The sequence below is a fragment of the Streptomyces violens genome (assembly GCF_000717745.1).
GTDB lineage: Bacteria > Actinomycetota > Actinomycetes > Streptomycetales > Streptomycetaceae > Streptomyces > Streptomyces violens.
The window spans coordinates 89,604-101,492 of sequence record NZ_JOBH01000016.1 but is presented as its reverse complement, the minus strand read 5'-3'; the positions used below and the strand labels follow the sequence as shown (position 1 = coordinate 101,492).

At 73.7% G+C, this 11,889-nt stretch carries 11 protein-coding genes; 4 read left to right on the top strand and 7 right to left on the bottom strand.

The window, feature by feature from the left end:
- Positions 1–44: 44 nt before the first annotated feature.
- Positions 45–977 (top strand): bis(hydroxyethyl) terephthalate hydrolase, encoded by a 933-nt coding sequence (gene bdeA / locus IF04_RS0127915; protein WP_051831627.1) that lies wholly within the window; start codon positions 45–47, stop codon positions 975–977.
- A 68-nt stretch (positions 978–1,045) separates the two neighbouring features.
- Complete coding sequence (locus IF04_RS0127910; RefSeq protein WP_051831626.1) at positions 1,046–3,196, top strand: LuxR C-terminal-related transcriptional regulator; 2,151 nt, start codon at positions 1,046–1,048, stop codon at positions 3,194–3,196.
- 29 nt (positions 3,197–3,225) lie between these two features.
- Here IF04_RS0127910 and IF04_RS0127905 read toward each other — a convergent pair whose 3' ends face one another.
- Complete coding sequence (locus IF04_RS0127905; RefSeq protein WP_030263754.1) at positions 3,226–3,771, bottom strand: dihydrofolate reductase family protein; 546 nt, start codon at positions 3,769–3,771, stop codon at positions 3,226–3,228.
- A gap of 207 nt (positions 3,772–3,978) precedes the next feature.
- Positions 3,979–4,431 (bottom strand): MarR family winged helix-turn-helix transcriptional regulator, encoded by a 453-nt coding sequence (locus tag IF04_RS0127900; RefSeq protein WP_030263752.1) that lies wholly within the window; start codon positions 4,429–4,431, stop codon positions 3,979–3,981.
- A gap of 87 nt (positions 4,432–4,518) precedes the next feature.
- Between IF04_RS0127900 and IF04_RS0127895 the strand changes: the two genes are divergently transcribed.
- Both IF04_RS0127895 and IF04_RS0127890 read left to right on the top strand, forming a co-directional pair.
- Positions 4,519–5,076, top strand: a complete 558-nt coding sequence (locus IF04_RS0127895) for a quercetin 2,3-dioxygenase (RefSeq protein WP_030263749.1) — start codon at positions 4,519–4,521, stop codon at positions 5,074–5,076.
- Entirely contained in the window at positions 5,073–5,966 is an 894-nt protein-coding gene (locus IF04_RS0127890; protein ID WP_030263746.1) for an alpha/beta hydrolase, read from the top strand. The genes IF04_RS0127895 and IF04_RS0127890 overlap by 4 nt, the downstream gene beginning before the upstream one ends.
- Positions 5,967–5,990: 24 nt before the next feature.
- On the opposite strand, the gene IF04_RS0127885 is transcribed toward IF04_RS0127890, so the two are convergent.
- The 5 genes from IF04_RS0127885 to manD all read right to left on the bottom strand — a co-directional run bounded on the left by IF04_RS0127885 (position 5,991) and on the right by manD (position 11,746).
- Positions 5,991–6,476 (bottom strand): ATP-binding protein, encoded by a 486-nt coding sequence (locus tag IF04_RS0127885; protein ID WP_030263743.1) that lies wholly within the window; start codon positions 6,474–6,476, stop codon positions 5,991–5,993.
- A gap of 70 nt (positions 6,477–6,546) precedes the next feature.
- The gene (locus tag IF04_RS0127880; RefSeq protein ID WP_030263742.1) at positions 6,547–7,593 is read right to left on the bottom strand and encodes an L-idonate 5-dehydrogenase; all 1,047 of its coding nucleotides are present in this window, start codon (positions 7,591–7,593) and stop codon (positions 6,547–6,549) included.
- Complete coding sequence (locus IF04_RS0127875) at positions 7,590–8,987, bottom strand: MFS transporter (protein WP_030263741.1); 1,398 nt, start codon at positions 8,985–8,987, stop codon at positions 7,590–7,592. The genes IF04_RS0127880 and IF04_RS0127875 overlap by 4 nt, the downstream gene beginning before the upstream one ends.
- 84 nt (positions 8,988–9,071) lie before the next feature.
- The gene (locus tag IF04_RS0127870; RefSeq protein WP_030263740.1) at positions 9,072–10,541 is read right to left on the bottom strand and encodes a mannitol dehydrogenase family protein; all 1,470 of its coding nucleotides are present in this window, start codon (positions 10,539–10,541) and stop codon (positions 9,072–9,074) included.
- Positions 10,538–11,746: a D-mannonate dehydratase ManD gene (gene manD / locus IF04_RS0127865; RefSeq protein ID WP_030263739.1), complete on the bottom strand. Its 1,209-nt coding sequence runs from the start codon at positions 11,744–11,746 to the stop codon at positions 10,538–10,540. Before manD ends, IF04_RS0127870 begins: the two co-directional genes overlap by 4 nt.
- Between the last annotated feature and the right edge of the window lie 143 nt (positions 11,747–11,889).

Sequence of the window (11,889 nt, the reverse complement as noted above, 5' to 3'; positions counted from 1 at the left end):
ACGAGAGTGGCGGTCGTCAGTGACCGTTACCGAGAGGAACCGTCGTGCAGCAGCACACCAGCGTGTCCGTGCGCATTCCGGAACGGCAGGGGAGCAGCCGGCTCAGAACCCGGCTGACGCGGTGGGGGCTGGCCGGCCTCCTGGCCGCCGGGACCCTGCTCACCTCGCAGGCCGGGCCGGCCGGGGCCGCGGAGAACCCGTACGAGCGCGGCCCCGCGCCCACTGTCTCCAGCATCGAAGCGCCCCGCGGCCCGTACGCCGTCTCCCAGACCAGCGTCTCCTCCCTGGGCGTCACCGGCTTCGGCGGCGGCACCATCTACTACCCGACCTCGACCAGCGACGGGACCTTCGGCGCCGTCGCCATCTCGCCCGGCTACACCGCGTACCAGTCGTCCATCGCCTGGCTCGGCCCGCGGCTGGCCTCCCAGGGCTTCGTCGTGTTCACCATCGACACCAACACCACGCTCGACCAGCCCGACAGCCGGGGCCGCCAGCTCCTCGCCGCACTGGACTACCTGACCGAGCGCAGCTCCGTACGCAACCGGATCGACAGCAGCAGGCTCGGCGTCATGGGCCACTCGATGGGCGGCGGCGGCTCGCTGGAGGCCGCCAAGAGCCGGCCGTCCCTGCAGGCCGCGATCCCGCTGACCGGCTGGAACCTCGACAAGACCTGGCCGGAGATCAAGACCCCGACGCTCGTCGTCGGCGCCGACGGGGACTCCATCGCCCCGGTCGCGACGCACTCCGAGCCGTTCTACGAGAGCCTGCCCGGCTCGCTCGACAAGGCGTACCTGGAGCTGAACAACGCGACGCACTTCACCCCGAACACCTCCGACACCACGATCGCGAAGTACAGCATTTCGTGGCTGAAGCGGTTCATCGACAACGACACCCGCTACGAGCAGTTCCTCTGCCCGCTGCCGCGGCCGAGCACGACGATCGAGGAGTACCGGGGCAACTGCCCGCACACCTCCTGATCCCACCCCGTGGGGCACCGGGGACGGAGGGGTTCCGTGACCGTTTACGCGCCAGTAACGTGACGGTTGTGACCGGAACGAAGACCGTGCCCGGAACGAATCCCCCGCACCGGCGGACGACGCTCGGCCCGTCGGGCAGGCTCGCCGTGGCCGGCCTGCCCGACGACCTCCCCGAGGACACCCGCCGGCTCCTGCTGCTGGCCGCGGCCGCGCAGGAGCAGCATCCCGACGGGCCCGGCGCCGACGCGGCCCTCGTCCTGCGGGCCGCGGCGGCCGCCGGGCTCGGAACGGCCGCCCTGGAACCGGCGGAGACGGCGGGCCTGGTCCGCACCGCGGGGGAGCGGATCCACTTCGACAGCGAGGTGCTGCGCCGGGCCCTGTACGAGGCCGTACCGCTCGCCCGGCGCCGCGCGGCCCACGCGCTGCTGGCGTCGGTGAGCGCGTCCGACCGGGACCGGCTGCCGGGCCTGCTGCACGGCGCTCTGGCGGCCGACGGACCCGATTCAGGCCTCGCCGGGCGGCTGGCCGCCGCGGCGCGGACCGCCGGGCCGCACGTCTCTCATGACGAGCGCGCGGTGGCCCTGGCCGTCGCGGCGCGCCTCACCGGGCCCGGCACCGACCGTGCCACCCGGCTGACCGCGGCGGCCGACCACGCCCGCCTCGCCGGCCGGCCCGACCGGGCGCGCGCCCTGCTCGCCCCCGTCCGCGCACTGCCCGCCGCGGCGCCGGTCCGCGGCCGGGCCGGACTCGTCCACGGTCTGCTCACGTTGCGCGACGGCCCGGTGGCCGACGCCCGCGAAGAACTCCTCCTCGCAGCCGGCCTGCTCGGCCCCCACGACGCCACCGCCGCCCTGACCGCCCGGCTCGCGGCCATGGAGGCGGCCTGGGCGATGGGGGACGCGGCGGCCTATGTGGAGGCGATCGAGGAGGCGCCGCAAGGCGCTCCCGACACTCTCGACGACTACCGGGCCGGTATGGCCGCCGTCCTGAGCGGGCGGCTCGGCGCGGGCGTCGGGCCGCTGCGGCGGCTGCTCGCGCGGACCGGGCGCGCCGAGGAGCCCGAAGTGCTGCTGCGGGCCGGGGTCGCCGCGCTGGTCGTCGGGGACCTCGCGGCGGCGTGCCGGGTCAACGCGCGCGCCCTCGCGGCCGCCCGCGCGCTGGGCCGCACCACGCTCGTACCGCAGGCCCTGGAGCACCTGGCATACGGGGAGTTGCGCGCCGGCCGGCACCCGCGGGCGCGCGTGCACGCCGAGGAAGGACTGTGCATCGCGCACCGCACCGGACAGCGCAACATCGCGGCCCACCAGCACGCGATCCTCGCCCTCGTGGCCTCCGTCGAGGGCGACACCGAGGCGCTGACCGCCCATGCCGCGGCGGCCGGTGCCGTCGCCGGCGCGCACGGGCTGGTCCAGGTGTCCACGCTCGTCCGCTGGGCGCTGGCCAGGGCCGACCTGGGCGCCGGCCGCGTGGACGAGGCCGCCGCCCGGCTCGGCCCGCTGGTGCGGCCCGGGCCCCGGCAGGGCCACTTCGCCGTACGCATGCTGGCCGTGCCCTGCTACACGGAGGCGGTGGTGCAGGCGGGTACGCCGGGCGCGGCGCGTACCGCCGTCGAGGAGTTCGCGATCTGGGCCGCTCTCGGCGCCGACCCGGCAGCCCCCGCCCAACTGGCCCGCTGCCGCGCACTGCTGGCCGGGGCCGGCGCCGGAGCGGGAGCCGGGGCCGGAGCGGGATCCGAAGCCGGAGCCGAGGGGCGCGACGCGGCCGCGGCCGACGCGTACTTCGAGGCGGCCCGCGCACACCACGACGACACCATCAACGACTTCGAGCGCGCCCGGACCCTGCTGCTGCACGGCAAATGGCTGCGGCGCAGACGCCGGCCCGGCCCGGCCAGGGGCCTGCTGCGGGACGCGTTGGTCGCCTTCGAGGGATGCGGGGCGCGCGCCTGGACCGAGCAGGCCCGCGCCGAACTGCGCGCCACCGGGGAAGCACCGTCCGCCGGCCGCCCGGCCCCGCTCGCGGGCCTCACTCCGCAGCAGCTACGGATCGCACGCTGTGTGGCGGAGGGCGCCACCAACCGCGAGATCGCGCTGCGCCTCTCGGTGAGCCCCCGCACCGTCGATCACCACCTGCGCAACATCTTCGCGGCCCTGGGCGTCCGCTCCCGACTGGAACTGGCCCGCCTGGTGGACCGCGCAGAACAGCCCACCGCGCCCCTGTAGGCCGGCTTCTTACGCCGCGAACGGGGAACTCAACGGACGACGCGTAGCCACAGATTCGTCGCCTGCGGTGTCCGGCTGAGCTCGATGCGTTCGAGCGGGACGTCCACTCCGCCCGGCTGGTCGAACAGCCGGACACCATCGCCGAGCAGTACGGGGACGATGCACACGAGGATCTCGTCGAGCGCGCCCGCGGCGAGGCACTGCTTCGCGACGTCGGCGCCGAGGACGTTGACGTACTCCTTCTCGCCGGCGGCGGCCTTGGCCGCGGCGATACCGCTGTCGAGGTCGCCGACGAAAGTAATGCCGGGCACGGCGGTCTCCGGCGCGTGATGCGTGAGTACGAACTGCGGCCCGTCCCAGCCGCCGCCGAACGGCTCGCCCTCCTGGGACGTGCCCTTGTGCGGATCGTCGCCGCGGAAGGTGCGGTTGCCGATCAGCAGGGCGCCGGTCTCCCCGATGAGCCGGTCCACGGTCGGGTCGGGGCCGAAGTGGCGGGTCAGCCACGACATGTCCCCGTCGGGGCCGGTGATGAAGCCGTCCAGCGACATGGTCGCGGAGTACAGCAGCTTGGCCATGGCCTGCTCCAGAGCCCCGGCCGGTCGGGGGAGGCCGGCCGGGGCGGCTGAGGTGCGGATACTGATGGCGGTCGCCTCGCGGCGAAAGGCTCCGTGGGGCTTCAGCCGAACGATCTTCCCCACGGGCAATATGTTGGGCCCGGGGACACAGTTCCATCAATACCCGCACCTGTGACAGCAATCTGGGCCTGTCGGGCATTCCCGCCCCTATGGAGTGATCTGGCTCACCGGAGGGAGGGCGGGTCCCCCCCAGGGCATTTCCAGTGCGGCCCGGAGGGCGTCGACCGTTTCGCGGCCGATCCGCTCGGCCAGCTCCTGCTCCAGCCGCTCCAGTACGAGCAGCGCCCGGCCGTGCGCGCGGGCGCCCTCCGGTGTGCGGCGGATCAGCCGCTGCCGGGCGGAAGCGGGGTGGGGTGCCTGCTCCAGCAGGCCGGCGGCGACCAGGCTGTGCACCGCCTGGTGGGCGGTCTGCCGTGTGACGCCCATCCGGCGGGCCAGCTCGGACACGGTCGTGCCGTCCTCGTCCAGTACGGCGAAGAGCTGGAGCTGGGTGGGGGAGACCGGCGGGGTGCCGTCCTCGTCCATGACCGCCAGCAGGGCCTGGTCGAACCAGTTGCGGGCCTCGCCGAGGAGCTGGGGGAGGTTGCGGTTGATGTCCATCAGTGTCAGGCTACCTGACGTAATGAATGTCAGGCCGCCTGACATGCACGCCCTGACACGAACCGTCGTACGCCTCCGGGAGAGCCGATGACCTTTGAGTACGCCACCCGCTACCGGCGCGCCTCGCGCATCCCCGCCGAGCCGGGCAAGCCCTACTTCATCGAGAAGGGCGAGGGCGACCGCGCCCACCTGTTCGGCGACCTGATCACCATCTACACGGGCGGCGAGCAGACCGAGAACACCTTCAACTTCTTCACGGTCGAGGGCCCCAAGGGCGACATCATCCCGGCCCATGTGCACGCCGACACGCACGAGGTCTTCTACATCACCGCGGGCGCCGTCCGGCTGTTCGTCGAGGACACCGAGGGCGAGCAGCAGGAGAAGCTGCTGACCACCGGCGACTTCGGCTTCGTACCGAAGAACTGCACGCACGCCTACCGCATGGAGCGCCACCACAGCCAGGTCGTCGGCGTCGCGGCCGGACCCGGCGGCACCTTCGAGCGGTTCTTCGAGAACCTCGGCGCGCCCGCCGAGCAGATGGGTCTGCCGCACGAGCCCGTGATCCCCGCGCCCGAGAAGTTCGGCACCGTACCGCAGGAGTTCGACGTCCGGTTCCTGCCCGACCACCAGTGGCGCACCCGGTGAGCGCCGCGCTGCGTGCGCTGATCGCGGCGCCCGCGCCCGAGGTCGCCCCGCTGCCGCCCGCCGCGCACTGCGCCCCCGGCGTCCGGCTGCTGCGCGGCGTCCCCTATGCCGTACCGGCGGGCGCTCGCCCCCTGGAGCTGGACCTGTGGCTGCCCGAGGAGGCGACCGACGGCCCGGTGCCGCTGGTGCTGTACGTGCACGGCGGCGCCTGGCGCATCGGGCGGCGGGACGACATGGGGATGCGGCTGCGGGACTGGGAGCCGGGCCCCTTCGCACGGATCGCCGCCGCCGGCATCGCGGTCGCCTGCGTCGACTACCGCCTCTCCGGCGAGGCACACTTCCCCGCGCCCCTGGACGACCTGCGCGCCGCCCGGCACTGGCTCGCGCTGCGCTCCGCCGAGCTGGGCATCGACACCGCGCGGACGGTGGTGTGGGGCGAGTCCGCCGGCGGCCATCTCGCTTCCCTCCTGGCGCTCACGGGCTCGGCCCCGGGGCACGCCGGACCCGCCCCGGCCGGCGCCGTCATCTGGTACGGCCCGAGCGACCTGACCGCCGCGCGCGGCGGCTGGGACCCGCACGACGCGGCCACGCCCGAAGCCGCGCTTCTGGGCGCGGCGCCCGCCACCGTGCCCGACCTCGCCCGCGCGGCCAGCCCCATCACGCACGCCCACGCGGACGCCCCGCCCTTCCTGCTGGTGCACGGCGACGCGGACACCATGGTGGCGGGCGGCCACAGCCACGCCCTCGCCGCGCGCCTGAAGGCGGCCGGTGCATCGGTCGACCTGTGGTCGGTGCCCGGCGCGGATCACGGCTGGTACGGGGCGTCCGACGAGCAGGTGACGGAGATCTTCACCCGCTCGCTGGCTTTCGTAGAGAGGCTGGTGCGCTGAGCCGACGCGGACTCAGGCGCGGAATCAGTCGCCTGCCGGTCGCACCGTGAATCCGCCGCGGCCGTCGAACCGCACCTCCAGTACGGCATCGAACCCGTCCGCCGGCGACGGCCTGCGCAGCCGCCGCCAGGTGGCGCGGACGCCGACGTCGGGGACCCGGTCCCGGCCCTCCCGCGCGGCGTTGCGGCGCAGGGAGCCCGCGAGGTCCGGGGGGAACCAGTACGCCGTCACCGGTGCGCCGTACGCGTGGCCCACGGCCACCAGCGGTCCCCACTCCTCCGGCGTCGGATTGGTGTTGTCGACCGCCACCGGCCGCCCGGCGGCCAGCGCCTCGGCGACCAGGCGCATCTGCCGTGCCTGCTTGTTCCGGGCCGAGCGGGGGAAGCGGTCCTTGCTCACCAGGGTGTGGCGGCCGGCGAGGTGCTGCTCGTAGAAGGTGGTCTTCCCGGACGCCTGCAGCCCGACGAGCACGGACAGGACCGGTCCCGGTCCCGTACCTTCTGGCGGCATCCGTTGACCACCTCCTCACGCTTGGCTCCGGACCGTCCGGCACTTTCATGGTGCCGGACGGCCGGGGCCGTCACCCAGCGCCGGGCGGTGTGGCGGCCAGCCGCAGCATGACCTTGCTGCTGCCGCTCGTCCGGTCGGCGGCTACGGCCAGCGCCTCGGCCGCCCGGTCGATGCCGAAGCGGTGACTGATGACCGGTGACACGTCGAGGCCCTCGTGCATGGCGAGAAGCGCGTCGTCGATCTCCTCGACGAAGCGGTACGAGCCGATCCAGGTGATCTCCCGTGTGACGAGATCCCCGAGGGCGGCGGGGACGGCCGTACCCGGGAGGTTGCCGACCTGCACGACGGTGCCGCCGCGCGCGGTCGCCCGCAGGACCGGGCCGAGCGCGGCCGCCGCGCCCGAAGCCTCGAAAACCAGCTCGACGTCCTCCGGCAGGGCCGCGCCGCTGCCGAGGTCGACCGTCTCGTCCGCGCCCATGGCCCGCGCGACCGAGAGCGACGCGGCGGAGAGGTCGGCGGCCAGCACCGCCGCGGCCCCGCGGTGCTTCGCGGCGGCCACCACCAGGGCCCCGATCGGGCCCGCGCCGTTGACCAGTACCGTCTTCCCGCGCACGTCCCCGGCGCGGTGCACGGCGTGCATCGCCACCGCGAGCGGCTCGGCGAGGGCGCCGTGTTCGGTGGTCACGTTCTCCGGGAGCGGCCGGATCTGCCCCGCCCGGACCACGCGGTACTCGCTGAACCCGCCGTCGGTGTGCGGATGCAGGGCGGCCGACCCGAAATAGCGGATGCAGGGGTGGAGGTTGGTGCGGCCGGCGAGCCGGTCGGGCAGCGGCTCGTCGCCGACCGGCGTCGCCGGGTGGACGGTGACCGGCTGACCCACCGTCAGGCCGGTGACGCCCTTGCCGAGGGCGGCGATGCGGCCCGCGACCTCGTGCCCGAGGACCAGCGGGTCCTTGAGTACGGCCGTACCGGACCCGCCGTGCTTCCAGTAGCCCACGTCGGAGCCGCAGATGCCGCCCCACTCCAGGGCGAGGAGTACCTCTCCCGCACCCGGCACCGGGTCGGGACGTTCATCGATCCGGAGGTCACCGGGACCGTGCACGACAACCGACTTCATACCGCGTCCTCCAGACGCACCAGGTCACGCCCGCGCGATTCGGGGGCGAGGACGACGGACACCAGGGTGATGAGCGAGTAGCCGACCAGCATCGCCGCGATCGGCCACCAGCTGCCGGTGACGGCGGTGAGGGTGGCCGCGACGACCGGGCCGATGGCGGTGGCGAGGATGCCACCGATCTCCTTGGCCAGCGCCAGCTGGGTGAACCGGGTGCGCGCGCCGAAGAGTTCGGCCATCGTGACGCTCTCCAGCGAGAAGAGGCCGAGGACGCCGACGTTGAGCCCGACGATCATGCCGACCGTCACCCCGGCCGTGGTGCCCGAGGCGATGAGGAACATCACCGGGAAGGCGAGCAGGATGGTCAGCAGGGTGAGGGCGAGGTAGACCGGGCGGCGGCCGAAGCGGTCGCCGAGCAGGCCGACCAGCGGCACGGTGGCGAAGCCCAGCAGCGAGCCGTACACGATGGCGTCGGTCGGCACGGACCGGTCGGCGCCCAGCGTGGTGGCGATGTAGCCGACGAGGAACGTCTGCACCAGACCGGAGTTGCCGGCCTGCCCGAACCGCAGGCCGAGCGCGAGGAAGAACGCCTTGCCCTTGCGCTGCCGGAGGCCGGCCTCGATGACGCTCTCGCGCTCCGGCTCGACGGCCTTCTCCGCCACCGCAGCGGCGGCCTCGGTGCGGGACATGGCCACGCCGTCCACGACGTCGGGCCGCTCCTCGAAGACCGGGCTCTCCTTGAGGTTCCGGCGCAGCCAGACCGCGAAGACCATGAGGCCGAAGCTCAGCAGGAAGGGCAGTCGCCAGCCCCAGGAGACGAGCTGCTCCTCGCTCAGCACGGCGAGGAGTATCGCCCACAGGCCGGAGGCGGCCAGGGTGCCGGAGTTGGTGCCGAGGGAGACGAGGGAGGAGATCAGACCGCGGCGCTTCACGGGCGCGTACTCGGCGAGCATGACCGTGGCCCCGGCGATCTCGGCGCCCGCGCCGAAGCCCTGGATGAGCCGCAGGGCGACCAGCAGGATCGGGGCGAGGATGCCGATCATGCTGTACGGCGGCAGCACGCCGATCAGCGTGGTCGACGCGCCCATCAGGAGGATGGTGAGGAAGAGGACCTTCTTGCGGCCGATGCGGTCTCCCATCCGCCCGAAGTACAGGGCGCCGGCGAGCCGGGCGACATAGCCGACGCCGTAGGTCGCCATGGCGGCGATCAGCCCGATCGCGGGGCTGACGTCGGGGAAGAAGATCTTGTTGAAGACGATGGCGGCCGCCAGCGAGTAGAGCTGGAAGTCCATGAACTCCATGGCCGTGCCGAGCCAGCCGGAGACGGCCGCTCTGGTGAGGTCGCGCGTCGTTCTTCCGACGGTGCCGTCCGGCTCCGCCTGTGTGGTGTCCGTCATGGGTGAACTCCGTTGTTCTCCGACTGTTTTCCGGGTGTGCGGCCCGCGAGGAGGGGCGGGCGTCAGACCTCGACCGGCGGGGCGTCAGACCTCGATCCGGCCGGCCCGCAGCGCGGGGAGCCGTGCGGCGACGGCGGAGACGAGCGTCCCGTCCCCGGCCAGGTCCGCCGCGCCGAGGACACGCAGCAGCCGGCGGACCGCGTCCGCGTCGTCCGGTGCCTCGTGCCAGCAGCCGGCCAGGGCGGCGGCCGCGGGGTCGGTCGTACCGAAGAGCTGCCCGCCGTCGTCGGCGGAGCGGGTGGCGTTCGCCCAAGCCGCGAGGGCGAGTTCGAGCACCGGGGTGGCGGTGGCGGCGGCGCGCAGCGTGCGCAACGCGTCGAGCCACCGCTCCGGGATCTTCAGGGACCCGTCGGAGCCGATCTGCCGGAGCAGGTGCCGCACACCGGGGTTGCGGAACCGCTCGACCAGGTCCTCCGCGTAGGCCGCCGGGTCGGGACCGCCGGTGGGCAGCGTCGGGGCGACCTCGGCGCACAGGGCGCGGACGAGGCGCTCGCCCCAGCCGGTCGCCAGCGCGTCCGCGATCGTCGTGCAGCCCGCCGCGGCGCCGAGGTAGGCCAGCGCCGAGTGGGAGCCGTTCAGCAGCCGCAACTTGGTGAGCTGGTACGGCACCACGTCCGGGACGAACAGCGCGCCGGCCTGCTCCCACGGCGGCCGCGGCCCGGCGAAGGAGTCCGTGAGGACCCACTGCCGGTACGGCTCGCCGACGACCGGCAGCGCGTCGTGCACGCCGAGCGCGGCGCGGGCCGCGCGCAGGTCCGCTTCGGTGCTCGCGGGCACGATGCGGTCCACGATGGTCGAGGGGAAGGCGACCGAGGCCGCCATCCAGTCCAGTACGGCCTGCCGGTCCGGCCACGGCGCTGCCTCGACGAAGTCGCGTACGACGCGGCCGAGCGCGGCGCCGTTGGCGGCCATGTTGTCGCAGGAGACGACGGTGACCGGGGCACCGCCCGCGCGCATCCGCGCGGCGAGCCCGGCGGCGAGCCGCCCGACGACGGTGGTGAGCGGGCCCGTGGCCGCCGCCGCGAGGTCGGCGGCGATGTCCGGCGCCGCGGCGTCCAGCGCGCCCGTATCGGGGCGGCGGTAGTAGCCCTTCTCGGTGATCGTCAGGGTCACCACGGACACCTCGGGGTCGGCGAGCAGCGCGTCGACCCGTGCGGCGTCCGGGCCCATCCCCAGCGCCTCGACGACCGACCCGACGACGCGGGTGACGGTCTCCGCCGGGCGCAGCTCGGTCATCGAGTACAGGCAGTCCTGGGCCCGCAGCGCTGCCGCGGTCCGGGCCGAGCGCGGGGCCACGACGGCGATGCCCCACGGCTCACCGGAGCAGGCGGCGGCGTTCTCGGTGTAAACGGCCTGGTGGGCGCGGTGGAAGGCGCCGAGACCGAAGTGGACGACACGGGGGCGCAGCTCGCGGGGGTCGACGGCCGGGCGCAGGTGCTCCGGGATGCGGGGGAGGGCGGCGAGGTTCAGTACGGGGGACGTCACGGCGCTCACCAGTCGTGCACCGAGCCGTCCAGGCGCCGCGCCACGGGGAGATAGCGGGCCTGGTAGGGGAAGCGCTCGGCGGCCTTCTCGTCGTACTCGACGCCCAGCCCCGGCTGCTCCGACACGTGCAACATGCCGTCGGCGAAGGTGACGCCGCTGCGGAAGACCTCCGCCGTCTCGTCCGCGTGCGCCATGTACTCCTGGATGCCGAAGTTGGGGACCGCGGTGTCGAGGTGGACGGCGGCGGCGAGGGTGACGGGGGAGAGGTCCGTCGCCCCGTGCGAACCGGTCCTGACCTGGTACAGCGCCGCCAGGTCGAAGATCCGCCGCAGATGCGTGATGCCGCCCGCGTGCACGACGCTGGTGCGCACGTAGTCGATGAGCTGCTCGGTGATCAGGCGCTGCACGTCCCAGATCGACGTCAGTACCTCCCCCACCGCGACCGGCGTCGTCGTGTGCTGCCGGATGAGCCGGAACGCCTCCTGGTTCTCGGCCGGCGTCGGGTCCTCCATCCAGAACAGCCGGCAGTCCTCGACCTGCTTGCCGAAGCGCGCCGCCTCGATCGGGGTGAGCCGGTGGTGGACGTCGTGCAGGAGGTGGAAGCCGAAGCCGCAGCGCTCGCGGACCGCCTCCAGGTAGGTGGGCGCGAACCGGAGGTACGCCTCGGTGTCCCAGGGCTGCTCGTCGGGGAGCGAGGTGGCGGCCGGCTCGTAGACCTTGCCCTTGCGCACCCCGTACGTACCGCCCACGTCGGGGACGGCGGCCTGGGCGCGCACGGCCTTGTAGCCGAGGCCGAGGAACCGCTCGACGTCGTCGATCAGGGCGGCGGTGTCCGTGCCGCTGGCGTGTGCGTAGACCATGACGCCGTCCCGCGAGCGGCCGCCGAGCAGCTGGTAGACGGGCAGGCCCGCGACCTTGCCCTTGATGTCCCACAGTGCGGTGTCGACGGCGGAGATCGCGGTCATCGTGACCGGCCCGCCGCGCCAGTAAGCGCCCCGGTAGAGGTACTGCCACATGTCCTCGATGCGCGCCGGGTCCTTGCCGATCAGCAGCGGTACGAGGTGGTCGCGCAGATAGCTCGCCACGGCGAGCTCGCGGCCGTTCAGCGTGGCGTCGCCCAGGCCGGTCACGCCGTCCGAGGTCGTGATGCGCAGGGTGACGAAGGTCCGCCCCGGCGAGGCGACGAACACCTCGACACGCTCGATCTTGCTCACAGGTTCCTGCTCCTTCGGAGACCTCGGGGGTGGTGACACCGCTCGGACGACCGGGATACTGGCCGACCAGCACTTGTATACAAGCATTGGTCGTGCAGGTGCGCAATACTTTTGAAACGTGGATCGACCAGCGTGGGCGGCGG

What these genes read in the sequence shown, in the direction of transcription:
- IF04_RS0127885 (WP_030263743.1), bottom strand. Translation starts at nt 6,476, where the DNA reads ATGCCGCCAGAAGGTACGGGACCGGGACCGGTCCTGTCCGTGCTCGTC.
- IF04_RS0127905 (WP_030263754.1), bottom strand. Translation starts at nt 3,771, where the DNA reads ATGGCCAAGCTGCTGTACTCCGCGACCATGTCGCTGGACGGCTTCATC.
- IF04_RS0127900 (WP_030263752.1), bottom strand. Translation starts at nt 4,431, where the DNA reads ATGGACATCAACCGCAACCTCCCCCAGCTCCTCGGCGAGGCCCGCAAC.
- IF04_RS0127880 (WP_030263742.1), bottom strand. Translation starts at nt 7,593, where the DNA reads ATGAAGTCGGTTGTCGTGCACGGTCCCGGTGACCTCCGGATCGATGAA.
- IF04_RS0127895 (WP_030263749.1), top strand. Translation starts at nt 4,519, where the DNA reads ATGACCTTTGAGTACGCCACCCGCTACCGGCGCGCCTCGCGCATCCCC.
- IF04_RS0127875 (WP_030263741.1), bottom strand. Translation starts at nt 8,987, where the DNA reads ATGACGGACACCACACAGGCGGAGCCGGACGGCACCGTCGGAAGAACG.